We start from the raw sequence: 26,490 nt of genomic DNA on the forward strand, positions 1-26,490 counted from the left end.
ATATTATTTTTTAGGATACTTTTGTGGTTTCACTGTTAAACTACCTTAGTGCTACCAACCCTAGTATCAGAAATTCCGATTACATCCTGGACCTTGGCATATATTGCGGCATTTGTTATCGGTGTCTCTAAAAGTGGCATAAAGGGAATCGCCATTATCATCGTAACATTCATGGCCTTGGCTTTTGGTGCCAAGAACTCTACCGGTCTAATTGTCCCCCTCCTAATTGTCGGCGATATTTTTGCCGTAATCTATTATAATAGACATACCCAGTGGAAATACATTGTACGTTTTCTACCTTGGATGATGGCTGGTGTTCTTATAGGTGTCCTAATAGGAAAGGATTTGGATGAAGATACTTTCAAAATCGGGATGGCCTTCATTATTTTAGGAAGTGTCATAATGATGTACTGGTGGGATCGTAGAAAATCCAAAACGGTTCCTGACCATTGGGCATTTGCTGGATTCATGGGTGTTATGGCCGGAATTACCACCATGATCGGAAATTTGGCGGGAGCCTTTGCCAATATCTTTTTCTTGGCCATGCGTTTGCCCAAAAACGAGTTTATAGGGACTGCCGCCTGGCTTTTCCTTATTATCAACGTGTTTAAGCTTCCTTTTCATATTTGGTCTTGGGGAACCATTACCTGGGAATCCGTAGGTATAGATTTAAGATTGGTCCCAGGGATTTTTGTAGGCTTATATGTCGGGGTACGTTTGGTAAAAATTATAAAGGAAAGTTTTTATCGAAAAATGATATTGATCCTGACCGCCCTTGGGGCCGTATTGATTCTATTCCGTTAATCCATATCCATTTTCGGAAAATATAAGTAGCTTTATATCAAATGGATAAAGTGTATGCCTAACCTGATTTCCAAAAGTTCCGTACCTATAACATTAGCATTGTTCTTGTATGTACTAGTGTTCGTTTCCTGCAAAACGGAGAGGACAGAACCCTTAAAAGATGAGGGACTACTTTCTGAAATCGAGGCCTCCTTGGATACTCTTGTTCAGGTCTGGTACCCAAAAACCGTGGACACCGTTAATGGTGGTTTTTGGTCCGATTTCAATTACAAATGGGAAAGGGAAGGTAAGCAAAACAAAATGTTGGTAAGTCAGGCGCGTCATGTCTGGACAGCTTCTACCCTTGCCCTTTTTTATAAAGATAAGAAGTACGAACAAATCGCGGCGCATGGATATCGCTTTCTTAGGGATGCCATGTGGGACGAAACCAATGGTGGGTTCCATACCTTATTACATGTAAAAAATGATTCATTGGAAGTACTTTCCAATACCAAAAGCACCTATGGCAACTCCTTTGCCATCTACGGACTCGCCACGTATTACAAAGCTTCCCGGGACTCAGCTGCGCTAAATCTGGCAAAGAAAACTTTTCTGTGGTTAGAGGAACATGCCCATGACTCTATATACAAAGGCTATTTTGATGTCCTTCAACCCAATGGCTCCTGGTTTTTGGATGTCAATACAAATGATGCCGATTATGACAATTTCATTCGAAAGGATTGGAAAGATCAAAACTCCTCCATTCACCTTTTGGAAAGTTTTACCGCCCTGTACGAGGTATGGCAAAATCCCTTATTAAAAAAACGCCTTGAGGAAATGTTGGGACTGATAAGGGATACCATTACTACCCCAAAGGGTCACCTCAGCCTATACCTGGAACGGGATTGGAAACCAATATCATTACGGGATTCCACGGATAGCTATAGAAAGCAAAATCTGTGGGTGGATCATGTTTCCTTTGGCCATGATGTGGAAACGGCCTTTCTTATGTTGGAGGCTTCCCATATACTCGGTAGAACAAAGGATTCCGCTACCTTAATAAAAGCTAAAAAAATGGTGGATCATGCCCTGGAATGGGGTTGGGACATACAGACTGGAGGATTCTATTACGAGGGTGTTTATTGGGATAAAAAGGGCAGGCATACCATTGAAAAAGAGGCAAAAGTATGGTGGACGCAAGCGGAAGGGCTTAATTCCCTTTTGCTGTTTTCCAAGTTGTTTCCGGATGAGTCGCGGTATCTGGATTTATTTGAAAAACAATGGGACCACATAGTTACTCACATGATTGACCACGAATACGGTGGTTGGTTTCACGAGGGATTGGATACGGATCCGGAAGCCAAATACGATGCAAAGGCCCATAATTGGAAAGTCAACTATCACAACATTCGGGCTTTGGTGAATACCATTCAAATGCTAAAGGATGAATTCCCTTTAACGGATCCCAAGCATTTGTAAAGCATGTTGGTCGGTTTTCTATTTGGTATATTTCTCCATAGTGTACAACTCGGGTTCTCCACCTCGATTTCCACAACCGGAGGCAACATACAAGTTCCCGTCATGTTCCAGCACCCCAGTACCATGTCTTCCTTCTAGCATTGAGGGTAGCGAACGCCAGCTATTATTGCCAATATCAAGTGCCTCCACATGGGCGTGCGCTTTTTCTTGGGTACCGGATTCTCCTCCCAGTACCAAAACCTCATCTCCCTTTAAAATAGCCATATTACCGGCACGCTGAGTAGGTATTTCATGGGGCAAGGTCGTCCAACTATTATCGGCAATGTCATATACATCAACCTTTCCCAAGGTACTTCCAAAAGGCTCATCGGAAGCTCCGGTGTTTCTCCCGGCCAGTACATAAATTTTTCCGTTAGCCTCAACGGACTGAAAGTGATCCCGTGGTCTCGGGGCATCGGCCAGAACCTGCCATTCCCCTGTATCCAAATCATAGCTGTCCATCCAATTCTTATGATCCCCGATATGGCCATTCTTTATTCCACAGGAAACATATAGCTTTCCGTTGAAAATTACATTCCCTGTGGATCCTCTTAAGCGCTCCGAAGGAATTTCGTCCTCCTTGGACCAGCTATCTATTGCGGGGTCGTATATGTAAATATTCGTTACCGGTGTTTCATTGGGCCATCCCCCGGTCAATGCTCCCACTATGTAAATCTTATTTTTATGGACAACGGGTTGAAAATGATGTATCTCTATAGGAGGTGCCGTACCTTTAGACCATGCCTCGGTTTGCACATCGTAAACACTTACAGGCCGTATACCCCGACCACCAAGCAGATAAAACTTGTCTTCAACCTTTACAAAAGCAGCCTCATGTCGTTGTACCGGTTCACTACCATCCTTGGAAGTTACCGCTTGCCATGAGGGTTCCACGACCTGTTTTTGAACCGCCTCCACGTTGGCGTTTTTTGGGGCTTCCTTGCATGTTATAATGACTAGGAGAAAGCAAACAAGAATGAACACGTTTTTCATCTAATATTGAATTAAATCCTTGATACGCCCAAATGTACTAAATCTAAAAAATCATCTTTGGCGATTTCCTTTCGTTGAATTTCGGGTCATTTAAAGAACATGTTTAGAATTACATAAATTCTTGGTAAGCATTTCTTAACCTTAAAAGATTTACATATGGTAAAAATTTATTGAATATTGTCTATAAAAATTTACCATTTGTAAACTCATCCTGAGCTTTTGAAACTTAGCAGAAAAGATAGTCGCGTTTTGTTTTTGGGGGCGTTCGCCTCTTTTGGGGTGTACTTTTGCATGTATGCATTTCGAAAGCCATTTACGGTAGCCACCTACGAAGACTATTTTTTATGGGGAGTGAATTACAAAATTATGCTAATTATTGTACAGGTGTTGGGGTATATGCTTTCCAAGTTTGTCGGTATAAAAGTGATTTCGGGTCTACGGGCAAAAAGCAGGTTTGGGTACCTCATCGGGATGATAGCCGTGGCAGAGTTAAGTCTTGTTTTATTCGGACTAATACCCAATCCCCATAACTCTATTTTTATGTTCATAAACGGCTTATCGCTCGGTATGATATGGGGTGTGGTATTTTCATATCTGGAAGGGAGGAGGTTTACGGAAATTCTTGGAGTAGCACTATGTTCCAGTTTTATAGTTTCCAGCGGTGCGGTAAAGTCGGCCGGGCTTTTGGTTATGCGGTATTTTGGTGTTTCGGAGTTTTGGATGCCCGCAATGACCGGGCTTATATTTATGCTTCCCTTCCTTGGTTTTGCCATACTTCTGGAAAAAGTACCCCAACCCAATGCAGAAGACAGATTGCTGCGAAAGGAAAGAAAGCCTATGAATAGGGAAGACCGTATAAAAACGGTTCGGAATTTTTTTCTCCCTTTGGTCATTTTGGTCTTTTTCTATATCTGCCTCACGGCCTTACGCGATTTTCGCGATAATTTTTCCCGTGAGATTTGGGACTCCGTAGGTCTCCGGGACAATGCTTCGATTTATACCTTGTCCGAAGTTCCGGTAGCCTTATTGGTATTGCTCTTGATAGGCCTTTTTGTTTTCATTAAAAAGAATTACCGCGCCTTTGTTTCCTATCATTACCTACTTATTGGTGGAAGCTTGTTCATTGGCCTTTCTACCTTGCTTTATCAGAACAATATGGTTGGTCCCGTCTTTTGGATGATAAGTGTAGGGTTGGGATTATACGCGTGTTATGTGCCTTTCAACTGCCTTTTTTTTGATAGAATGATCGCTACCTTTCGCATAAACGGAAATGCCGGTTTTCTCATTTACATTGCCGACGCTTTTGGTTATTTGGGAAGTGTGGCGGTCTTGCTCTATAAGAATTTTGGAAGTACCGACGTATCTTGGCTACAATTCTTTGTTCAAGGAACCTATATTGTCGCCGTCATAGGTGTTGTAGTATCGATTTTATCCTTGACCTACTTTAAGAGAAAATACAATAACGGGGTCCATGACCCCCTCCTAAAATCTCCATTGTTGAACTATGAGAAACGTTTATGATTTAATTGTAATAGGCGGAGGTGTGTTGGGTACCTTTCATGCTTACCATGCCATAAAAAAAGGATTGGCAGTGGCCCTCATTGAAAAAGATGCGACTCCCTTAGGGGCTACGGTACGTAATTTTGGCCAGGTAGTCCCTTCCGGAATGAACGGTAAATGGCAAGTTTATGGAAGGGAAAGTCTTAAAATATACAAAGACATTCAATCAAAATTTGATGTTTCGGTCCGGCAAGAGGGCACGGTCTATTTGGCTTCCAACGAGGAAGAGATACAGTTGCTCGAGGAGCTTTCTGAAATAAATAATCATAACGACTATCCCTCCCGGTTATTGACCCAGAAAGAGTGTTTGCGGGACTATCCCGGTCTAAGGGAAAATTATGTAAAAGCAGGACTCTTCTTTCCCGAAGAAGTAATTGTTGAACCACGATTAATGATTAATCGCCTACACGCCTATTTAGTGGGCATCGGTTTGGAACTATACAAGAATACCGAGGCAATCGAATGCCATAGCCTAGTCGATTATGTCAGTGTACATACCGCCAAAGGGGATACTTTTTCGGCCGGTGAGGTAATCATTTGTAATGGCAGCGATTTCAAGACCTTATATCCGTTGCTGTTCAATGAGAGTAATCTGGAGGTCTCAAAATTGCAAATGATGCAGACCAAGTCCCAGGGAATCTATCGTCTAAAAGGTTCCGTTTTGACCGGGCTTTCCATTAGGCGTTATGAGGCATTTGCCGAATGTCCTTCATTCGATGCAATCAAGGCCAAGGAGGATCCCGATTCATTGGAGAAAAAGTGGGGTGTTCATATTCTTTTTAAACAGGCTGTCGATGGCTCTATCATTTTAGGGGATTCCCATGAATATGCCCCTGCAGAACATATGGACGAACTTGGATTCGATATCAAGATGGACATAGACCGTTTTATTTTAACCGAGGCCCAAAAAATAATGGATCTTCCCACCTATGAAATTCAGAATCGTTGGACAGGTCGGTATTCCCAATGCAAAAATTCCGATATTTATCAAAAGACAATAGACAAAAATATCCACATCGTAACCGGAATAGGCGGTAAGGGAATGACCGGCAGTGCAGGGTTCGCTAAGGAAAACATAAATTCAATATTTCATTTTAAGCATGCATAAGATAGAATTGGCCGTTTTTGATATGGCAGGAACAGTAGTAAACGAGGACAATGTAGTATATAAGACACTTCAAAAGGCCATCAACAAAAAGGGATACCTTTTGACTTTGGACTTTGTGCTGGAACATGGAGCGGGGAAAGAAAAACATCAAGCAATAAAGGACATCCTTCGGATGGAGGAGGGTTATGATCAAGATGAGATTGCAAAGGAAATTTTCAAGAATTTCAAAAAAATGTTGGGAAATGCCTATCAGGATTTGAGCGTAACCACATATGAGGGGGTTGAAGATTTAATTGACACCCTTAAAAAGCTAAATATTAAAGTGGCCTTAAATACAGGTTACGATAAGAACACCGCACAGTTACTACTGGACAAAATGAATTGGGCCATGGGGATTCACTATGATATATTGATTACTGCGGACGATGTAAAAAGAGGTAGGCCAGATCCCGATATGATTTTTGAGGCCATGGATATTCTACAAATAAACGACCCTTCCAAAGTCTTAAAAGCAGGGGACTCGATTATTGATATCCAAGAAGGAAAAAATGCCAGATGCGGTATGACCATAGGAGTGACCACAGGCGCACATACTAGGGAACAGTTAAATTCCGCAAAGCCCACCTATGTTCTGGATTCGTTGGTAGAATTGGAAGAGATTCTTACTTCGGAATAAGACCGGATACATACGAATTCATATAAAAAAATAAAGGACCAGCATGGTGGTGGAAATATTTCCGCGATTCACGGGAACATGGGGAATTCGTCCATCAAAGAAAATGGAGTCCCCTTCCCTAAGGCAAATCTCGTCCTCTCCAATAACGTAGTGACATTCCCCGGACAAAACGTATTTAAATTCAAAAGCATCCGTGGTGACCTTTCCTCTTTTGGAATTAGGCTCTATTTGCAACAGGACTGTTTCAAAACCTAAGGAAGACAGTTGTTTTCCAAAAATATAGGTATAGGTAAATCCCAGGGCATCATCTTCTTTTTCAATTATGCTGTTCTCCTCTTTTCTGGAAACGATATACCCGGCACCGTTTGTTTGCGGCATCCCTTTAAAAAATTCGGTCACTTCAGTTTCCAGCGAACTAATGATTTTTAAAAGCACGGGCAAGGAAGGTATGGTGCGTCCGTTTTCAATACGGGAAATCAACCCACTGGTAACACCAGCTTTTTGGGCTATATCACTTATGGTGCTATTACTGTTTTTTCGTATTTCCTTAATTCGTTTCCCAATCCCAATAAGATAGTCCTCCATAGCAAGAAATAATGTTGCAAACATAGTACTTATATCGCTTTTTAACATTGCAAATGTTAAAACAACCCTGTATTCCTACATACATTGGCAATTTAAACCCTTAGATCGATTAACTAACAATTTGAATATTTGTAAATAATATATAAGTAACCATTTCATAATGTTTTTAATCTAATCCTTGCGATTATTTAACTTTAAAAGGAAGTTAGCCTAACTTCACCTCTTGATATTTGTTTCGTAATAATTAACCAAAGTTTACAAATACGAAAAAAATGAAGAGAACACAATTGTTATTGCTACTTGCTTTTTTAGTAAGTTTTGCAGGCTATTCCCAAGTTGATTTTTCAGGAACGGTCTCGGATGAAAACAACGTTCCCCTACCCGGGGCATCGGTTGTAATAAAAGGAAGTAATACCGGTGTAGCAACTGATTTTGATGGTAATTTCAGTATAGAACTGCCGCAAGGAAACGAAATCCTTATCGTGTCCTATATTGGATACATCCCCGCGGAATTTGACGCTTCCGGAAAGGCAACGGCCAATATCGTACTCCAACCCGATTCACAACAATTGGATGAGGTAGTAGTAACGGCCTTGGGAATAAAACGGGAAGCCAAAAAGTTGGCCTATGCCGTACAAAAAGTTTCCGGAGAGGAGCTTGCCGAGGCAAAGGAAACCAACGTGGTTAACTCCCTAGCCGGTAAAATGGCAGGCGTACAGGTAACCGGGGGAAACTCAGGGGTAGGCTCTTCCTCCCAAATTATTATTCGTGGGGAGAGTTCCTTGAATCCCAACCCAAATGCCAATTCACCCCTTTTTGTAGTAGACGGCATTCCTATCAATAACAATGTCAGCAGTGTGGGATCTGAAGGAAACATGGAGGTCGATTTTGGAAACGGCGCTATGGATATCAATCCGGATGATGTGGAGACCATGACCGTATTAAAAGGGCCAAGTGCTACCGCCTTATACGGATCTCGGGGGGGCAACGGTGTTGTTTTAATTACGACCAAATCCGGAAGGGGTACTCGGGGCATAGGTGTTTCCTATACCAATAATACCACATATGAGAGCATTTTGACCCTCCCCAAGTACCAGGATCGCTATGGGCAAGGTTCCAATGGGCAGTTTGCCTTTGGAGATGGAGGCCAGAACCGGTCCATTACTGGAGGCATCAACGACCATGTAGACGAAAGCTGGGGCCCTGCCTTGGATGGTCAATTGATTGCCCAACATGATAGCCCCACTACCAGTGGTTTCCGGGCCGGGGACGTAAACTTACGCCCAAGAAACGATGATGGTACCTTTGCCGATGAGATAATAGCCACACCTTTTGTGGCACATCCGGATAATATCCGTGATTTTTTCAGGACGGGTTTTACATTAAGCAACAACATTGCCCTTACAGGAGGTAATGAAGATGGAAATTTTAGGGTATCTTTTACAGACCTGCAAAATGAAAGTGTTATCCCCAACTCCAATTTCAAAAGGCGAACCTATGCCGTAAACGGGTCCTATAACCTTACGGATTGGTTAAAGGTGACGGCATCCATGAACTACATCAATAGTAAATCGCGTAACCGTCCCAACAACTCCTATGGCACCGAAAACATCATGTATCTTTGGATTTGGTTCGGGCGCCACATCGATATGAATTCGCTTCGTGATTATTGGCAACCGGGCCTGGAAGGGGTACAACAGTTTAATTACAACTACAATTACCATGACAACCCCTACTTCACGGTTTTCGAAAACACAAACGCTTTCAATAAAGATCGTGTAATTACCAATATGCGGGCAGATTTTAAATTGGCCAAGGGACTCGATTTTATGTTTCGTACGGGATTTGATTATTCCAATGAAATCAATATGCGAAAAAGAGCATATTCCACCCAACGCTTCCCAAGGGGACAATACCGAGAGGACTACATTTATGCCTTTGAGCAGAATACAGATTTCTTGTTGTCCTATAATACGGAATTGGGTAAGGACTTTGATTTGGGGCTTTCATTGGGAGGTAATCACCGTTCGACCAAAAATAGATATCAAAGGATTAGTGCCAATTCCCTTTCCATACCAGAGGTATACAATTTTGATTTTGCCGCGGAACCCTTGACCTCCCTGGATACGGATAGCGAATTTGTGGTAAATAGTTTATACTCATTTGCCAACGTAGCATATAAGGACTATTTGTTCCTAGATATTACAGCCCGTAATGATTGGTCTTCTACCTTGCCGGCATCAAACTGGAGCTACTTTTATCCATCAGCAGGTTTAAGCGTAATCTTGTCGGATATGTTTCAATTTCCAAAATCTATAAGCTTCGCCAAACTTAGGGCAGGATGGGCCAGTGTAGGTAACGATACCGATCCCTACAATTTAATCGCCACCTATGGTTCGTCCGATCCCTTCAATGGCTTTTCCAGGGTAAACTCCCCTTCGGAATTGAAGTTGGCAGACCTAAAACCGGAACGTACCAACTCTTTTGAAATAGGGGCAGATCTGCGTTTCTTGGGCAATCGTTTAGGATTGGATATAGCAGCTTATAAATCGGCCACAGAGAACCAAATCATCTCCTTACCGGTCTCCAATACTTCCGGATTCAGTAGAAGGGTCATCAATGCCGGCGAGGTAGAAAATAAGGGGCTTGAAATTACGTTGACCGCCACCCCGGTCCAAACTGAAAACTTTAGTTGGAACACCAATATCAATTATACCATGAACCGAGGTAAAATTGTGGAATTAACGGATGGTCTGGATTTTTATGAAATCAAAAACAACTATCTCATCGTCGGGGCCGAAGTTGGTGAACGTATGGGAGACGTTTACGGAACCGGTTTTGCAAAGGTGACGGATAGAAATAGTCCTTTCTTTGGCCAGTGGATCATTGATGAAGGTTCGGGGCTTCCCATTCGAAGGGCTAATGAACTTAGAAACTTGGGGAACTACAACCCGGATTTTATGATAGGTTTTCAAAATAATTTCCGCTATAAGAACCTCAACCTTAGTGTTCTTTTTGATTGGAGGCAAGGTGGGGTATTCCATTCCCGGACGGTAGCCATCGGCGGTACTACCGGTATGTTGGACTTTACCGTTCCAGGACGCGAAACCGGCATTGTAGCAGAAGGAGTAATCGATAATGGCGATGGAACCTATACCCCAAATACCCAGAGTGTAACGGCTTCTAACTACTATTCCCATGTATACAGTAGAAGTAACGAAGAAAGCTCTATGTTCGATGCCTCTTATGTAAAGCTCAGGGAGGTGCGATTAGGATATAGTCTACCCAAAAAGTTGCTTGATAAATGGCCTATTAAATCGGCCACCATTGCCCTGGTAGGTCGTAATTTGGCCCTTTGGACAGAAAATGACCACGTAGACCCAGAAACCATTTCCTTTTCCGGAGGCACCATTGTACCCGGCGTAGAGGATATGGCTTTGCCTAGCACACGAAGTTTTGGTCTAAACCTCAATCTAGAATTCTAAATACACTAATTAAGAAAACAAAAAGATGAAAACGTCAAAGATATTATTCTCCTTTTTCCTTACAGGTACCTTCTTAATGGGCTGTACCGACGACTTTGAGGAAATCAATACCAATCCCAATGCACCGGAAGCCGTTAGCGCAAACCTTCTTGCTTCCACAGTAACTTCGGAGATAACCCGTAGACTTACCCAAGAGGGTTATTCGGATGGTAATACTATCACCCAATTAATGGCCAAGAACAATTTCCCTGGTTTTGGCCAATTCGACTGGGACGATGAAGGCGTGTGGGATTTCATGTATGGAATATTGCCCGAAGTGAACGATATCCTGGAAATATCCAGGGCAGAGGGCACAAGAAATAGCACCTATGAAGGCATGGCACTTACTCTTAGGGCACTTTGTTTTGCCAACCTGACCGACCTTTACATTAATGTCCCTTATACCGAAGCCCTAACAGGTAAAAGCGAAGGAATCTTTACCCCGATTTACGATGATCAGGAAACCGTTTATAACGGGGTCCTTCTAGATTTGGCCGATGCGGACTCGGCCTTGGCCAATGGGGAAAGCATTATAGGTTCTACCGGGGACGTCATTTACAATGGGGACGCGACCAAATGGAGAAAATTGGCTAACTCGCTTCGACTGCGATACCTATTGCGTATCTCCAAACAGCGGGATGTTTCCTCCGAGATGCAGGCCATTGTAACGGCGGGAAACTACATTTCCTCCAATGCGGACAATGCCGTTTTACAATACAGCGGTACTTCCAACACCGATTCTTGGCCAGAGAGCACTGGACGTATTGGTGGATTTGACGAAAAAAGTCTTTGTACGACCGGTTTGGAATATTTGACCCGCTTCAACGATCCTCGATTGGACATCTGGTTTGATCGTAATAGCGATGGAGATTGGGTGGGTATCCCCATAGGATTGAACCAGGACAATGCCCGTGCTTTTGATGACGCCAACAGTCCCAGCCGATTGGATGTTAACCTATTCTACTTTTCCAGAACCAGTGCCCAAGCCTTTATCATAAAGAACTCGGAAGTTCAATTCATTCTGGCAGAGGCTGCCGAAAGAGGTTTTATTCCCGGTGATGCGGAAACATATTATAATGACGGGATAAGGGCCAGTATGTCTTACTGGGGAGTTGCCGATACGGATATAGAAGGCTATTTGACACAGGATGAAGTGGCATATGACGGTTCTTTGGAGCTATTGATGACCCAAAAAACGCTGGCTTTGTGGAACGTTGATTATCAGGGATGGTTCAATTACAGAAGAACAGGTGTCCCCGAATTGGTAGCAGGACAGGATAATCTTAACCAAGATAGGTATCCCGTGCGCTTTTTATATCCTTCCTCCGAGCAAAACTTAAACGAAGAAAACTATAATAGGGCAGTTGAAGCCATTGGAGGTGATGACATCAATACCAAGGGCTGGTGGGAGACAGGTACTAGATACTAGTATTTTGTGATTAAAGTTAAAAAGGTTGCCCTAACTTTGGTTGGGGCCAACCCACCTATTAGGAGCTTAAACATATTGTCAAAAAACTGAAAATGCCATGAGATCCATTAAACTACTTTCTGTAATACTACCATTTTTTTTCCTAGCTTGTACTTCCAAGCAGGAAATCCCGCAAGGCATTTCGTATGTAGTGGTCATTGGAATAGATGGCCTAAGTCCTGACGGTGTTGAAAAGGCCAGTACTCCCATGCTAGATACTATGGTACAAAATGGGGCATCAACGTTTCATGCAAGAGCTGTACTACCTTCAAGCTCAAGCCCCAATTGGGCAAGTATGATCATGGGTGCGGATACCGAACAGCATGGGGTTACATCAAACGGATGGGAAAAATTTGACCATAGGCTTCCCCCCGTAGTTGCTACCAAAGAGGGTACCTTCCCCACCATCTTTACATTGTTCAAAGATCAGCAACCTAATGCCCATGTGGGGGCCATCTATGATTGGGATGGTTTTGGCCGCTTGTTCGAAAAGAGCGATGTTGATTTTGATATTGATGGAGATCATGAGGACGGCACTACAGAAGACGCAGTAGCCTATTTAAAAAAGCATACCCCAAAATTTACATTTATCCATTTGGACCATGTAGATCACGCCGGGCATAGTATGGGACATGGAAGCCCGGAATATTATCTATCGGTTCAGAAAGCCGATTCCCTAATTACCCAAATCGTAAACGCGACCAAAGCTGCCGGAATGTTCGAAAAAACAATGTTCATTGTTTCTTCAGATCACGGCGGATTAGGTTTTGGACATGGTGGTGAAAGTCCAGCGGAAATGAACATTCCCTTTATACTATATGGGACTGGAATCAAATCCGGATACAAAATCGAAGAAACGGTGTACCAAATCGACAATGCTCCCACGGTAGCATATGCCATGGGGTTAAAAACACCTCAGGCTTGGATTGGAAGAGCGGTAAAGAGTGCTTTCATTGGTAACAAAAAACCCGAATTGGCCTATAAACGAAAAAACCAAATGACCCAACCAAAAATCCTTCCCGATGCAGGTTATTTTGAACCTGCGGGGGGGATTTTTAGAGCGGATTCCGTCGCAGTTGTAATACAAAATCCCAATGGAAAAGGTGAAATCCATTATACCACGGACGCGAGTTTACCTAGTTTGGAAAACGGTATCTTATATCGTGATACATTTTATGTAAAGGAAACAACGCTCATTAAGGCGGCAATTTTTGAAAAAGACCAAATAGCTACGACCGTTGCCGAAGGTAGTTTTAGAATTGTTCCAAAGGATAAAAAGGCCCCTGTAAAGTTTAAGGTATATCATGGTGAAAAACTAGAGATGCTCCCTGATTTTTCCACCGCGATGCAACCTGCCAAAGAAGGATTCATTACGGAATTCTCCCATAAAGAACTTATCCACGATGAGACCAAGGAAGATCAAATAGCCTTGGTTTTGGAGAGTTCCCTGGAAATCGATACCAAAGGCACGTATAGTTTTTTTACCAATAGCGACGACGGCAGCAAACTTTATGTAAATGATATCTTGGTCGTGGACAATGATGGCAACCATGGGGTTCGTGAACGTAGTGGAAGTGTCACATTGGAAAAAGGCCGTCATTTAGTACGGGTGGAATTCTACAACGGAGGAGGAGGTTATCATTTGGATGTCAAGTACAAGGGGGCCCAAGTACCCAAACAAATCATTCCGGCGAACAGACTATTCCCCATATAATTGTATGAGTATTTCGCATAAAAAATATACGTTTTGCATCATTGCCTTTTTTGGAATCTTGATAGGGTTTTCACAAAAACAAACGCTGCCCAAATGGGAGAAGGGTTTTTTGGACATCCATCATATCAATACCGGTCGTGGCGATGCCGCTTTTCTTATATTTCCCGATGGGACCACCCTGCTGGTAGATGCCGGGGATATGTCCGAAATGCATCCTCGCACACTCTCTCCAAGAAATGCAAAGTTGATGCCCAATAGGTCAAGGTCTGCACCGGAATGGATTGTGGACTATATCCAACAATTCCTTCCCGAAGACAATTCCCAGGCACTGGATTATGCCCTAATTACCCATTACCATGATGACCATTTCGGTGAAATGGATGTGCATCGGAAAATGGACGAAACCGGAAAATATGCTTTAACCGGAATTACCGAGGTAGGCAACCTCTTGCCCATAAGGACTCTACTAGATAGGGGAAGCCAATTTCCTATTAATCTAAAGGATCCAAAAGTCCAGGCGAAGCTGGGAGCCAACGATTCCTATAGTATGATAACCACTTTAAGGAATTATTGGAAATTCATTGCCCGTCAAACCGAATTAAATGGCATGGTACATGAGACTCTAGTGACCGGAGAACTTGACCAGATCCATCTCAGAAAATCTATGGAAAGCTATCCCGACTTCCACATTCGGAACATCGCCGTAAACGGTGAGGTTTGGACTGGTGAAGATTCAGGGAGCTTCCCATTATTTTCGGAAGGCAATTATCCCGGTGAGAATTCGCTCAGTACGTGCATCAAAATTTCCTATGGCAAGTTCGATTATTTTACAGGAGGGGATGTTAGTGGCATGGACGGTTTTGGAGGAGCCGATATAAATTCCGTAGAGTCACATATCGCACCGGTTATTGGGCCCGTTGACGTCGCCACCTTGAACCACCACGGCAATCGCGATTCTCAAAATCCTTTTTACGTACGTACCGTACGACCCCGTATCTGGATACAGCAAAATTGGTCATCGGACCATCCTGGGGAGGAAGTATTGCGCAGGATATCATCTACATCCCTATATCCCGGTGAGCGTGATATTTTTTCAACGGTGATGTTGCAACCGAACAAAGATGTTATAGGAGGCCGGTTGGATACCTACAAAAGTCAAAACGGACATATTGTAGTAAGGGTTTATGACAATGGAAGTTCATATAAAGTCTATATCTTGAACGATGCTACCGAAGAACGGGAGGTTCTTTCAAAACACGGGCCCTATGCATCCAGATAATCCGGAAAACATAAATGTCAACAAACGTACCGAAGGTGATATCAATAGTACACCCGCACGTGACGAATGGTTGGAAAACGAAGTGGACGATACCACCAAAGAATTATTGGCCAAAGATGCCCGTTACTTTCTGCACCAAGCCCTTTCCACGCCTTGTTTGGATGTCCTCCAAACCTGTTCGGGTCCCCATATTGAAACTGTTTCCGGCAAAAAATATCTCGACTTTCACGGCAATAATGTGCACCAAATCGGTTTCTCCCATCCAAAACTGATACAACGGTTAACGGAACAATTAAATTCCCTGACCTTTTCCACACGACGCTATACGAACGAGATTGCCATCAACTTTGCTGAAAAATTGGCTTCTTTATTGCCTTCGGACCTAAATCGTGTGCTATTGACCCCCAACGGTAGTTCGTCCATTGGCATTGCGTTGAAACTGGCGCGTGCGGTAACCGGACGACATAAAGTGGTCTCCTTTTGGGATTCCTTTCATGGTGCCTCCCTGGATGCCATTAGCGTGGGTGGCGAATCCGTGTTTCGGGAGCATATGGGTCCCTTAATGCCTGGTGTGGAACGCATACCACCACCTGTCTCCTACCGCGGTATCTTTGAAGGGAACGAATCCAAATGTTTGGAGCATTTGGAATATGTATTTGCCAAAGAGGGGGACATTGGGGCGTTTTTGGCGGAGACCGTTCGCAACACGGATGTCCAGATACCTTCTAAGAAATTCTGGAAAGAAGCACGCAATCTATGTGACAAATATCATGTGGTATTGATTTTGGATGAAATCCCCATAGCACTGGGAAGAACGGGAAAACGCTTTGCTTTTGAACATTATGGTATTGAACCGGATATTTTATGTTTGGGGAAAGGGCTTGGAGGAGGTATTATTCCACAAGCTGCGATTGTGACCCGGGACGAATACAACCGTTTCGGTGCTATTTCCCTGGGGCATTATACCCACGAGAAGAGTCCTTTGGGCGCTATGGCCGGACTGACTACCTTGGAAATTTTGGAGGAAGAAAAGATACTGGAAAAAGTAAGGGAAGATGAGGTTTTTATGTGTAAGGCCATGAACCAATTGCAAAATGAACATCATTGCATAGGTGATGTTCGTGGTTTGGGACTCCTATGGGGCATTGAACTGGTAAAGGATAGAAACACCAAGGAAAAGGCCATTCTTGAAGCAGAAAAAGTAATGTACGAATGTCTTAAAAATGGTTTGAGCTTTAAAGTATCTGCGGGCAACGTACTCCAATTGGCCCCGGCACTCACCATTTCCAAACCCGAATTGGAAAAGGCGATACGAATACTAAATGAAGCGATTTTAAAACTAAACAGCATAACATAATGAGAAAAGTGAATTTAATATGGATTTGCTGCATTTTATGGGGTGGTATCACGGCGCAGGATAAAATCCAATTTTTGGTGCAACCCTATATTCAGGATGCCGAACCGAATTCCATAAAAATCATGTGGGAAACCGATAAAGGCGACGAAAGTATTGTGGAGTGGGGCAGCACACCTAAATTGGGTAAAAAGTCCAAGGGAAAGGCCTTTGATGTCAATTTTGGTCCTTCACGGCTACATGAGGTAGAATTGACCGGGTTAAAGCGTTTTACTACCTATTATTACAGGGTACTGACCCAGAGTTTACGCTCCGATATTTTTCAATTCAAAACCCCTCCCTTTGCCGACGATGACGAATCCTTTAGCATGGTCGCCATGAGCGATATGCAATACGACCATAACTACCCCGATAAGTTCCATGAAATTGTCAATGACGGGCTTTTGGCCTATTTGCAAAATGAACATGGGGGAGCACTTTCGGATAATTTGGCTTTGGTGATGATTCCCGGTGATTTGGTTGAGAACGGAAGCAAATATTACCAGTGGAAGGATCATTTTTTTGATCCCGCACAAAAATTATTTGCCGAGGTGCCCGTGTATCCGGTATTGGGAAATCATGAAAGGAATTCCACTTTCTATTTTAAATATTTTAGCCTGCCCGAAAATGGTACTCCGGCCTATGCAGAACATTGGTGGTACAAGGATTATGGCAACATCCGGATTATAGGCCTTAATTCCAACGACGGGTATGGGGATATTAAAGAGCAGTTCAGTTGGTTGAAGGACCTATTGGAGGACACCGCCAAAAATCCGGATATTGATTTTGTCTTTGCCCAACTGCACCATCCCCACAAATCCGAGCTTTGGATTCCCGGGGAACGGGAGTCCACTGGAAAGGTGGTAAAGCTATTGGAAGAGTTTTCTACCAAGACAGGAAAGCCCAGTCTTCACTTTTTTGGACATACGCACGGATATTCCAGGGGGCAATCCAAAGACCATAAACATCTTTGGATCAATGTAGCCTCAGCTGGCGGAGCTATTGATAATTGGGGTGAATTTGAAGGTAGGGATTATGACGAGTTTAGCGTAACCCAGGACGAATACGGGTTCGTAATGGTAGAGGTCGATGGAAATCCTGAAAATCCGAGGTTTACCATTAAAAGGATAAGCAGGGGGAATGAGGAAAAATTTAGGGCCAACGAGCTTCGTGATAGTATTACCGTATGGAAGAACGAGAAAAAACCAAAACCACCAGAGCCTATCTCGCCCATTGGGAATGAGATAAAAACAATTACCCATGTGGTACTAAAGGCCAATGAATTCACAAGCCAGTTTAAGGGAGCTTTCCATGCCGCATCCCAATGGCAAATGGCCACCACTGAAGATTTTGAAAAACCTATAGTAGACCGCTGGAAACAACATGAGAATTGGTATTATGAGGAGAATAGGCAAAAGGATGATGACCTCACCGATGAAAAAACAGACCGATTGAAACCCAATACCACCTATTATTGGCGGGTACGTTATCGAGATCAAAACTTGAATTGGAGCGACTGGTCCGAAACCGCATCGTTTAAAACCGGACAAAAATGAAAAAACCAAGAGGAAAAATAAAATCCTGGAACAACCATTCAGCTCCCAAACAGCGCCTACCATTCTGAAAATCTTACAGATAAAGGAAAAAACTAAAGCGGGAAATCCTATTCAAATTATGGATAATTAAGAAATGGATTTTTATGATGTTTACTTCATATTATATTAACCCTCAATACAACTTGAACCACGAGTTTTGCAATGTGATTATTTGAGTTAGTCTAGTTTGAGTTAGTTTGTTGAAACCGGTGTGTCTCGCGCGCCGGTTTTTTTGGTAATTACTTGATCATCCTTCCATCCAATAAGTTAATGATCCTTGATCCATAGGCCGCATTCTTTTCGGAATGCGTTACTTGGATAATGGTTACGCCCTCGGAATTCAGTTGCTTAAAAAGCCCCATGATCTCTTCACTTTGTGCGGAATTCAGATTGCCCGTAGGTTCATCGGCCAAGATCAGTTTAGGATTGGCGATCAATGCCCTGGCCACACCTACGAGTTGTTGTTGGCCTCCGCTCAATTGCGTGGGGAAAAGATCCTTTTTTCCAACGATATTAAATCGATCCAACATATCCGCAACCATGGCCTTGCGTTCCGTGCCTTTGAATTTTTTATACAACAAGGGCATTTCCAGATTTTCCTTAACGGTAAGTTCATCCAATAAATGATAGGATTGAAATACAAAACCAATGTATTCCTTATACAGATTGGCCCGATGCTTTTCCTTTAGGGCATGTACCGATTCATGAAGAAATTCGTATTCTCCTTCATCAAAATTATCCAACATCCCAATAACGTTGAGCAGGGTAGATTTTCCAGAACCCGATGGCCCCATGACCGAGATAAATTCCCCTTCCTCCACATTGAGATTAATATCCTTTAGCAAGAAGAGACGTTGACCTCCTGAGTTTACCCATTTAAAGATGTTTCTTAGTTGTAACAGCATAGTATTCGTTTTAATTTATGATTTATTTATTCCTCGCGTAAGGCAAGTATCGGATTGGCCAATGCGGCTTTTATGGATTGAAAACTACAGGTTAATATAGCGATTATTAAGGTTACAAACCCCCCACTTAAAAACATCCAAAATGATAGTTCAATGCGGTACGTAAAACCTTCCAGCCATTGGTTCATAAAATAGTACACCAAAGGTGCGGCAATTAGAAAGGCCAAAGCAACCAATCCTATGTATTCTTTTGTAAAAAGGGAAAGGTTTTCGAATAGGGTTGCACCCAGGACTTTTCGTATACCAATTTCCTTCGCCTTTTTCGATATCATAAAAGACATCAATCCAAAAAGCCCTAAACATCCAATACTTATGGCCAAAATCGAAAAAATCCAAAAACCGGTAAACACCAGATTTTCTACCATGTACTCCTTTTCCATAGAATCCTCCAAAAAATTATAGTCATATACAGAGTTACTAAAAGTCTGTTCCCAGATATTTTTAATCGTTCCCAATGAAAAATGGTTGGCATCCGAGATTTTTATAAAAGCGTTGCTTTGATAGTACGTCCAATTTAATAGGATACATGGCGAAATTTCATATTGCAATGAGTTATTATTAAAGTCTTTCACCACCCCTACAATCGTCGCTTGTCCTTCATTTATTTGGATTCTTTTCCCAATAGCTTCCTCTGCATTCCAGCCAAAGGACTTTAAAAGCGTTTCATTTACAATAAATTCGTCAAATGCCTCTTTATTGCCAAGAAAATTTCGCCCGGCCACCAATTCCATGTCATAAAAATCCAAATAGTGGATATCCGCAATTTTCATTTCAGCAGCCATTACATCCTCCTCAGGTTGTTCGGGAAGTCGATAGTTGGTGCCTAGCTGAAAGCCATCCACGGCCATTGGGGGACCAGAACCGAAAGCTACCTTGTTGACCCCTGTATCCCCTAAAAGCCTTTCCCTATACACTTCCAATTTTTCAAATTCCGGTGTCTCTGTAATGATTACGGCATCGGATGAAAAACCAGGGTCCATCCCCTTAAAATGATTCATTTGCATCGCCAAAACAATGGCGGCGATTATAAAAAGCTGTACTATGGCAAATTGAAAGGTAACCAACGATTTCCTAAGATTAAATCGATTTGTTCCGGAAAACCGTATACTATTCCTCAAAGCTTGTATCGGTTTAAATGCGGAAACTATAAGTGCAGGGTAAACCGCTGCCAATGCCAAGGTGAGGCCACCGATTAAAAGAAGTACGCCCACATGGCTCCAACCCAGTTCAAGTTGCAGGTCGATAACCGATAAATTCCCATTGAGAAAATTCAACAAAATCCGCACTACGAAGACCGAAAGTGCCAGAATGCCAATTATAACGAGACTATTTTCAAAAATAAATTGAAGGATCAGATCAAAACGCCCACCTCCCATTACTTTTCGCATACCTACCTCCTTTGATCGCGAATTGGACTGGGCCGTTAACAGGTTTACAAAGTTGATGATGGCGATAAGAAGAATAAACAATGCCACCATTGAGGCGGTGTTAAGGATATTTGCCGGCATAATATACCCCCCTGGACTATTGCCATATAGAGTTTCATTATGGATTTCCTTTAAAGGTTGAAGCGCATATGAGATTCGCTTATCGTCCTGTGGGTTCAGGTATTTTTTCTTCCAACCCGCAATCTTCTTCTCCAAGGGCCCTTTAATTTTGGCATCCCCTAAAACGACGAAGGTAGTCCCTTGGTAATTACCTGACCAATTGGTAGAAAAGTATTCGTTATTGATCTTAAAGAACTCGTAGGGAATAAGTATGGTATATTGATAGTCGGTATTTCCCAGAGGACTCGCCACAACACCTGTTACCGTTAAGGGGTCCTTACTCTGCAAAAGAATAGTCCGCCCAAGAATCGAACTGTAATTCCCTTTTTCCAGTCCGAAAAACTTTTTGGCGATTTCAGCCGTCAACACTACGGAATTTATCCCCGAAAGCGCGGAATTTGAATCACCGGCCAACCATTTTACATCGAAGGTCTTTGGATAATAGGAATCCACAAATAACACCTGCGATTCTTCAAATCGTTTTACGTTCCCAAAATTATCCTCTACTTGAAACACCCGGCTAACGGGCCCGGAGATTTGGGTAACCTCATCAATTTCAGGAAAATCATTGCGCAACGCTTCCGCTAAGGGATAGGCCGTAGTATTCCAATACGTTTTCTGATCGGGCAGGGTATTGTGTTGGACTACCCGATACGTTTGGTCCGCATTGGCATGATGGCTGTCAAAGGTAGATTCGTATCGTACAAAAATTAGGATTACCATACAGGCACTGATTCCCAGGGTCAATCCCACGATATTGATAAAAGAGCTTAGCTTGTTTTTCACTAAATTTCTCCAGGCAATTTTAAAATAGTTTCTTAGCATAATCTTTTCCTTTTTATTCTTCCCTTAAACCTTTTATGGGATTGTTCATGGCCGCGTTGATCGTTTGGGACAAGACGCTACTTGACCCAAGAATAAACATAATTGCAATTCCGGCAGCTATTATCCACATACTAAAGTTGACGCGGTACGAAAACTCTTCTAGCCATATCGTATTTATAAAATAGGCAATGGGAATTGTAATCAAAATCGCCAGAGAGAACAACCATAGATAACTATTGGATAACCAAAGGGTTATCTGCTTGACCCCAGCGCCGTGTACTTTTCGGATTCCGATTTCCTTTTTCTTTGACTCAGCTGTAAAGGCAGACATTCCCAAAAGGCCCAGTGATGCAATGGTAATGGCCAAAAATGAAATAAATCCTAAAACGTACATCATATCGGCAAAGATGGAATTTGTCGCTTTCAATTGCTCTTCATAGATTTCGTACTTAAAAGAATGCACCTTATTCAACTTCTTCCATTTTTCCTCCATAAATGAAAGCATAGAACCAATATCCGAGGTGGGGCGGTAACGCATGTTCATATAGGCAAATTCGTCGGGAAGGTAGCGCATTAAAAGGGGTTCATCCTGATCTGCCTCCGTCAGCAAATCAAATATGAAGTTTTTGGTAAGGCCAACAACTTGCACTGCACTTTGATCCTCCCCGATTAAAATGGTTTCCCCTACAATACTTTTAGGTTCCTCATGTCCCAATAATTGGGCAAGCGCTTCATTGACGATGACCATAGTTTCATCCTTCTTTGGGACAGAAGCAGGAAAGTTATTGCCCACAATCAATGGCAACTTTAGATTAGGAATGAAATTTTGGTCTATTCCTATGTAACTGGATGATAGATCGGCATCCCGCATTTGTGGAGTTTTAATCTTTGTACTTCCGCTATAGCCTCCCGTTCCTGGAACAAAAGAACTGGCTGATATGGTCTGAACGGCCGGATTTTGCCTAAGCTCATTGGCAAGGGTCTCATATTCGATACCCTGAAGCTTTACATTGACCACATTTTCCTGATCAAAACCATATTCCTTTTCCAGTAGATAATTCAACTGTGCAAAAATCAAAAGTGTGGTGATGATAAAAAATAGGGAGGCACAAAACTGTGCTAGAACCAACCCTTTTCTTAACATAAAACGTTTGCCATTGCCCAGTGATATTCCAGAAAAACTCCGTAATGCCTTAATGGGTGAGAAAGAAGAAAGAAAAGATGCGGGTAGCAATCCGGCCAGAACACCGACCAAAACACTAAATCCAATAAATAGTACAAAGAGCATCAGGTCCGGTGTAAAATCCAGGGTCAAAAACTGATTTATCCAAAGGCCTAAAAAGACAATGCTAAGTGCTTGAAGTATCCCTAAGGCAACCACCAGGGATAAGATTGCAATGATAACAGATTCAGTAATGAACTGCACAAACACCTGATAGCGTGCGGCTCCCATGGTCTTTCGTACACCAACTTCCTTTGAGCGGGTCAGAGACCGCGCAAATGAAAGGTTTACATAATTAAAACATGCCGAAAATAGTACTACCAATCCCAAGAACGACAGGAAATAGATAACCTCGATTGGCATTCGTAGGCTAATGGGGTTTTGTCGAAATGCTCCTGGAGTAATTTGTGAAAGGAGTTCCGACTCAAAGGAAATGTTCACATCATCTAAAGCCACATACTTTTCTTTGGAGATGTCTGCTAAAATAGGGGCTAAATCTTGAGCAGTTCTACCTTCCCTTAATAATACATAGAGGTAGCTGTCAAAATAGTTTCCCCAATCATTAAAAGTAGCTTTGCTCTTACCCAGTTTTACCAAAGAAGGAATGGTAGACATGGAGATTAAAAATTCAAATTGAATATGGGAGGGCAAGGTATTGTCCACAACACCGGTCACCACCAAATCTTCAAGTAAGGTCTCCGTATTCTCCGTGGGAATCAAATCTATGTCCATGGTATTAAGGCCAATATCATTGAGTTTTACCGACTTTCCGATAGGATCTTCCTTTCCAAAAATCTTCTCGGCGGATTCTTTTGTCAACACTATGGAAAAGGGCGCTTCCAATACCGTTGCAGCGTCTCCCTCAATCAAATTAAAACTGAATATCTTGAAAAAGCTATCATCCGCATAACGTCCTGCTAAAGGAATTCTAGTATCGCCATATAGCACATCTCCTCCTACAAAACTGGATTTTACCCGTACGGCATCCTCTACCACATGGGGGTACTCCTCCAATAAAACTGAGGCAAGGGGCAAGGGGGTTGAGGCAAAGGAACCATTGTCTTCCTCACTCAGAACACGAACGATCCGATCACCTTTTTCATGAAAATTGTCAACCCTTTTTTGCCCATATACCAATAGGATTATCAGCAGACAAGTCGCTATACTAACGGAGAGACCAAAAATATTGATCAAGGAAAACATTTTGTGTTTTAAAATGTTCCGTAACGCCACTTTTAAATAGTTTCTTAGCATAGTATTCCTATCTTAATTATTCCGTTCGCAAACTCTTTACGGGGTTTTGCAATGCTGCCTTTACCGTTCTCGTTCCTACGGTTAAAAAGGCAATGACCATGGCCAACATTCCTGCACCTATAAAAAACCATACGTTCAATTCTATTCGAAATGCATACCCTTTGAGCCATTCGTTCATAGACCACCATGCTATGGGGGAAGCTATTAAAAAGGCTATGATTACCAGTTTTAGAAAATCCTTGGTTAACATAAATGTTATGGAGGAAACACTGGCGCCTATCACTTTTCGGATACCGATTTCTTTGGTACGTTGATTGACCACTAGTAACGAAATGGCAAAAAGACCGATACAACTCAACACTATGGCAATGACCGAGCCACTGGTTATTAAGGTCGCCATAACTTTTTCCCTACGGAATGTCCTATCCACATTTTCATCCAAAAAAGAGCCCAGGAATTCAGCATTGGGCTCAATACGCGCCCAAGCTTGCTGTACTGCATCCATAGTTTTTACCATATCTCTAGGAGCGACCTTTACATAGGCATAATAGAGATCCCAATTGCTATTTATGAACATGGTTAGGGGCTCAATCGCCTTGTCCAATCGTTCAAAGTTGTAGTCCTGGACCACCCCTATTACAGGATATTGAATACTATCGTTCATCATCACATAGGCGGTAAGTGGATCGTCCTCGCCCAGTTCCTTCGCCATTGCCTCATTAATGACTACACTCAAACTGTCATTTGCAAAACCTCTTTGAAAATTTCTTCCGGCTACCATTTGAAGGCCCAAAGTCTCTACATAATCGTAATCCACGGTCAAAAAATTGGTCCCTACCATACGGCCTTTGTATTCATATCCATACAAACTTTTTGATGAGCTACCGTCCAGACCATATCCCAAATTATTGTCGGCTGCCGTCACATTCAAGACATCGGGATTACCCCTCAATTCATCACGAAGTAATTGAACGGCTTCGTAACTGTTCTTTTTTCCATCCAAAGGAAAGGAAATCACCTGTTCTTTGTTGAAGCCCAGGTTCTTATTACGCATGAAATCCAATTGACCCCATAGTACCAAAGTACCGCTTATTAATAGAATGGCGATGCTAAACTGAACCACCATCAAAATATCCCGAACCCTATTTTTTCCGGAAGCGTCCAACTTGCCCTTCAAGGATTGTATGGTGCCCAATTTACTCATCAACAAGGCAGGATATCCGCCAACGATGAATGTAATGAGGAGTACAATACCCAAAAAACCTGATATGGCCCATGGCGAGGTAACCATGTCCAATGAAACATCGGTACGGAAAATAGTCTTAAAATCATTGAGCAATACCATACTCGTAACAATCCCTATGCCCGCCGAAGCCATGAATACAAAGAAACTCTCACTACAAAATTGAAAGAAAAGTTGCGGTTTCTGAGCGCCCAGGGTCTTGCGCATTCCAATTTCACGTAAGCGCTGTGCACTCTTGGCAATACTCATATTGATGAAATTGACACAGGCGATGAAGAGAATGAGGAAGGCAATCCCTAAAATGAGGTAGGGTTCCGTTCGACTTACTTTTAAAAATCCATCGGGAAAACTCGCAAAATGGACATCGGTCATGGGAAGCAGCCCAATTTGCCAAAACAATCCATCCGCATTGGCACGTGCGCCATCGCGTTTTGCATTCTCAATCTGTTCCTGGTAGCGAAGTGCAATTAATGGGCGACTACTTTTCTCAAATTGCTCGGGGGAAACGCCATTTTGCAATTGTACATAAATATCGTGATATCTGTTATCCCATGACTCTCGGTTTCCGCTATATTCGTAGTGTTTTTCAAAACGAATGGCCAGGTCAAACTCCAAAGTGCTTTGGGATGGATTATCCGCTACTACACTTGACACCGTAAAAGGTTGTTCCCCGCCACTGATCAGGATGTTTACGGTTTGCCCAATCGCTTCCCCTTCCCCGAATAACTTATCCGCCGTACTTTCTGTAATTACAATTGAAGATTGATTTTCCAATGGATTGTCCATGTTACCCTTCAAGGCAGGGAAAGAGAACATTGCAAAAAAGTCCTTATCGACCCAAACGGCGTCCAAATTCAATTCGGTATCGCCATAAGTGGTCAATGCGTCATCTTGAACATGGCGGGAAATCCTCTCCACGCCCGGTACTTCAGCTTCTAGAGCTTCTGCCAGGGGAGCAGGATGACTTACACTTGCATCTTTTCCCTTGGCGGTTTGTTCCGAAGAATATATTCTGTAAATATTTTCTGCATTCGCATGGAATTTATCATAGGACAAATCAAAAAAGGCGGCCATCGACAACAGAATGGCCACGCCAAAAGCTACGGAAAGCCCCAATACATTTAAAAAAGTGAAGGTCTTATCCTTCATTAAATTCCTCCAACCGATGATTAGATAGTTTTTAAGCATACTGAATAAATTTAATTTTCAATTTTGATTGATACGAGGCCCCTTCTCTT

The 26,490-nt window shown here is 42.6% G+C and carries 17 protein-coding genes; 11 read left to right on the forward strand and 6 right to left on the reverse strand.

Annotated features, from left to right (window positions below):
• Positions 1 to 48 precede the first annotated feature (48 nt).
• A complete protein-coding gene (locus ACP2AF_RS04420; protein ID WP_425235033.1) occupies positions 49 to 804 on the forward strand; it encodes a sulfite exporter TauE/SafE family protein in 756 nt (251 codons plus the stop codon).
• A gap of 54 nt (positions 805 to 858) precedes the next feature.
• Positions 859 to 2,262 carry an AGE family epimerase/isomerase gene (locus ACP2AF_RS04425; protein ID WP_425235034.1) on the forward strand — a complete coding sequence of 468 codons (1,404 nt, stop codon included), beginning with the start codon at positions 859 to 861 and terminating at the stop codon, positions 2,260 to 2,262.
• Between the two features lie 18 nt (positions 2,263 to 2,280).
• Here the strand turns inward: ACP2AF_RS04425 and ACP2AF_RS04430 are convergent, their stop codons facing one another.
• Positions 2,281 to 3,294: a Kelch repeat-containing protein gene (locus ACP2AF_RS04430; RefSeq protein WP_425235035.1), complete on the reverse strand. Its 1,014-nt coding sequence runs from the start codon at positions 3,292 to 3,294 to the stop codon at positions 2,281 to 2,283.
• Positions 3,295 to 3,513: 219 nt separating this feature from the next.
• On the opposite strand from ACP2AF_RS04430, the gene ACP2AF_RS04435 reads away from it, so the two are divergent.
• Genes ACP2AF_RS04435 through ACP2AF_RS04445 form a run of 3 tightly spaced genes read left to right on the forward strand, consistent with a single transcriptional unit; the run spans position 3,514 to position 6,638 of the window.
• Positions 3,514 to 4,815 (forward strand): DUF5690 family protein, encoded by a 1,302-nt coding sequence (locus ACP2AF_RS04435; RefSeq protein ID WP_425235036.1) that lies wholly within the window; start codon positions 3,514 to 3,516, stop codon positions 4,813 to 4,815.
• Complete coding sequence (locus ACP2AF_RS04440; RefSeq protein ID WP_425235037.1) at positions 4,799 to 5,962, forward strand: TIGR03364 family FAD-dependent oxidoreductase; 1,164 nt, start codon at positions 4,799 to 4,801, stop codon at positions 5,960 to 5,962. The genes ACP2AF_RS04435 and ACP2AF_RS04440 overlap by 17 nt, the downstream gene beginning before the upstream one ends.
• Positions 5,955 to 6,638, forward strand: coding sequence for a phosphonatase-like hydrolase (locus tag ACP2AF_RS04445; protein WP_425235038.1), 684 nt, complete (start codon positions 5,955 to 5,957; stop codon positions 6,636 to 6,638). Before ACP2AF_RS04440 ends, ACP2AF_RS04445 begins: the two co-directional genes overlap by 8 nt.
• A gap of 18 nt (positions 6,639 to 6,656) precedes the next feature.
• On the opposite strand, the gene ACP2AF_RS04450 is transcribed toward ACP2AF_RS04445, so the two are convergent.
• The gene (locus ACP2AF_RS04450) at positions 6,657 to 7,223 is read right to left on the reverse strand and encodes a helix-turn-helix domain-containing protein (protein ID WP_425238005.1); all 567 of its coding nucleotides are present in this window, start codon (positions 7,221 to 7,223) and stop codon (positions 6,657 to 6,659) included.
• A 272-nt stretch (positions 7,224 to 7,495) separates the two neighbouring features.
• On the opposite strand from ACP2AF_RS04450, the gene ACP2AF_RS04455 reads away from it, so the two are divergent.
• The 6 genes from ACP2AF_RS04455 (at position 7,496) to ACP2AF_RS04480 (ending at position 18,157) form a co-directional block, all read left to right on the forward strand.
• Entirely contained in the window at positions 7,496 to 10,708 is a 3,213-nt protein-coding gene (locus ACP2AF_RS04455; protein WP_425235039.1) for a SusC/RagA family TonB-linked outer membrane protein, read from the forward strand.
• Positions 10,709 to 10,733: 25 nt separating this feature from the next.
• Complete coding sequence (locus ACP2AF_RS04460; RefSeq protein WP_425235040.1) at positions 10,734 to 12,176, forward strand: SusD/RagB family nutrient-binding outer membrane lipoprotein; 1,443 nt, start codon at positions 10,734 to 10,736, stop codon at positions 12,174 to 12,176.
• 97 nt (positions 12,177 to 12,273) lie between these two features.
• Positions 12,274 to 13,929, forward strand: coding sequence for an alkaline phosphatase family protein (locus tag ACP2AF_RS04465; protein ID WP_425235041.1), 1,656 nt, complete (start codon positions 12,274 to 12,276; stop codon positions 13,927 to 13,929).
• 4 nt (positions 13,930 to 13,933) lie between these two features.
• Positions 13,934 to 15,208, forward strand: a complete 1,275-nt coding sequence (locus tag ACP2AF_RS04470; protein WP_425235042.1) for a ComEC/Rec2 family competence protein — start codon at positions 13,934 to 13,936, stop codon at positions 15,206 to 15,208.
• The gene (gene pbfA, locus ACP2AF_RS04475; RefSeq protein ID WP_425235043.1) at positions 15,195 to 16,565 is read left to right on the forward strand and encodes a (R)-1-hydroxy-2-aminoethylphosphonate ammonia-lyase; all 1,371 of its coding nucleotides are present in this window, start codon (positions 15,195 to 15,197) and stop codon (positions 16,563 to 16,565) included. Before ACP2AF_RS04470 ends, pbfA begins: the two co-directional genes overlap by 14 nt.
• On the forward strand, positions 16,565 to 18,157 hold the full coding sequence (locus ACP2AF_RS04480; RefSeq protein WP_425235044.1) for a fibronectin type III domain-containing protein: 1,593 nt from the start codon (positions 16,565 to 16,567) through the stop codon (positions 18,155 to 18,157). Before pbfA ends, ACP2AF_RS04480 begins: the two co-directional genes overlap by 1 nt.
• Positions 18,158 to 18,435: 278 nt before the next feature.
• Here the strand turns inward: ACP2AF_RS04480 and ACP2AF_RS04485 are convergent, their stop codons facing one another.
• Genes ACP2AF_RS04485 through ACP2AF_RS04500 form a run of 4 tightly spaced genes read right to left on the reverse strand, consistent with a single transcriptional unit; the run spans position 18,436 to position 26,440 of the window.
• A complete protein-coding gene (locus ACP2AF_RS04485) occupies positions 18,436 to 19,101 on the reverse strand; it encodes an ABC transporter ATP-binding protein (protein ID WP_425235045.1) in 666 nt (221 codons plus the stop codon).
• 26 nt (positions 19,102 to 19,127) lie between these two features.
• On the reverse strand, positions 19,128 to 21,533 hold the full coding sequence (locus ACP2AF_RS04490) for an ABC transporter permease (RefSeq protein ID WP_425235046.1): 2,406 nt from the start codon (positions 21,531 to 21,533) through the stop codon (positions 19,128 to 19,130).
• 13 nt (positions 21,534 to 21,546) lie between these two features.
• Positions 21,547 to 24,009 carry an ABC transporter permease gene (locus ACP2AF_RS04495; RefSeq protein WP_425235047.1) on the reverse strand — a complete coding sequence of 821 codons (2,463 nt, stop codon included), beginning with the start codon at positions 24,007 to 24,009 and terminating at the stop codon, positions 21,547 to 21,549.
• A gap of 16 nt (positions 24,010 to 24,025) precedes the next feature.
• Positions 24,026 to 26,440 (reverse strand): ABC transporter permease, encoded by a 2,415-nt coding sequence (locus ACP2AF_RS04500; RefSeq protein WP_425235048.1) that lies wholly within the window; start codon positions 26,438 to 26,440, stop codon positions 24,026 to 24,028.
• Between the last annotated feature and the right edge of the window lie 50 nt (positions 26,441 to 26,490).

This window comes from Ulvibacterium sp. (assembly GCF_965248315.1).
GTDB lineage: Bacteria > Bacteroidota > Bacteroidia > Flavobacteriales > Flavobacteriaceae > Ulvibacterium.

What these genes read in the sequence shown, in the direction of transcription:
- ACP2AF_RS04425 (WP_425235034.1), top strand. Translation starts at nt 859, where the DNA reads ATGCCTAACCTGATTTCCAAAAGTTCCGTACCTATAACATTAGCATTG.
- ACP2AF_RS04430 (WP_425235035.1), bottom strand. Translation starts at nt 3,294, where the DNA reads ATGAAAAACGTGTTCATTCTTGTTTGCTTTCTCCTAGTCATTATAACA.
- ACP2AF_RS04440 (WP_425235037.1), top strand. Translation starts at nt 4,799, where the DNA reads ATGAGAAACGTTTATGATTTAATTGTAATAGGCGGAGGTGTGTTGGGT.
- ACP2AF_RS04445 (WP_425235038.1), top strand. Translation starts at nt 5,955, where the DNA reads ATGCATAAGATAGAATTGGCCGTTTTTGATATGGCAGGAACAGTAGTA.
- ACP2AF_RS04450 (WP_425238005.1), bottom strand. Translation starts at nt 7,223, where the DNA reads ATGGAGGACTATCTTATTGGGATTGGGAAACGAATTAAGGAAATACGA.
- ACP2AF_RS04455 (WP_425235039.1), top strand. Translation starts at nt 7,496, where the DNA reads ATGAAGAGAACACAATTGTTATTGCTACTTGCTTTTTTAGTAAGTTTT.
- ACP2AF_RS04460 (WP_425235040.1), top strand. Translation starts at nt 10,734, where the DNA reads ATGAAAACGTCAAAGATATTATTCTCCTTTTTCCTTACAGGTACCTTC.
- ACP2AF_RS04465 (WP_425235041.1), top strand. Translation starts at nt 12,274, where the DNA reads ATGAGATCCATTAAACTACTTTCTGTAATACTACCATTTTTTTTCCTA.
- ACP2AF_RS04470 (WP_425235042.1), top strand. Translation starts at nt 13,934, where the DNA reads ATGAGTATTTCGCATAAAAAATATACGTTTTGCATCATTGCCTTTTTT.
- pbfA (WP_425235043.1), top strand. Translation starts at nt 15,195, where the DNA reads ATGCATCCAGATAATCCGGAAAACATAAATGTCAACAAACGTACCGAA.
- ACP2AF_RS04480 (WP_425235044.1), top strand. Translation starts at nt 16,565, where the DNA reads ATGAGAAAAGTGAATTTAATATGGATTTGCTGCATTTTATGGGGTGGT.
- ACP2AF_RS04485 (WP_425235045.1), bottom strand. Translation starts at nt 19,101, where the DNA reads ATGCTGTTACAACTAAGAAACATCTTTAAATGGGTAAACTCAGGAGGT.
- ACP2AF_RS04490 (WP_425235046.1), bottom strand. Translation starts at nt 21,533, where the DNA reads ATGCTAAGAAACTATTTTAAAATTGCCTGGAGAAATTTAGTGAAAAAC.
- ACP2AF_RS04495 (WP_425235047.1), bottom strand. Translation starts at nt 24,009, where the DNA reads ATGCTAAGAAACTATTTAAAAGTGGCGTTACGGAACATTTTAAAACAC.
- ACP2AF_RS04500 (WP_425235048.1), bottom strand. Translation starts at nt 26,440, where the DNA reads ATGCTTAAAAACTATCTAATCATCGGTTGGAGGAATTTAATGAAGGAT.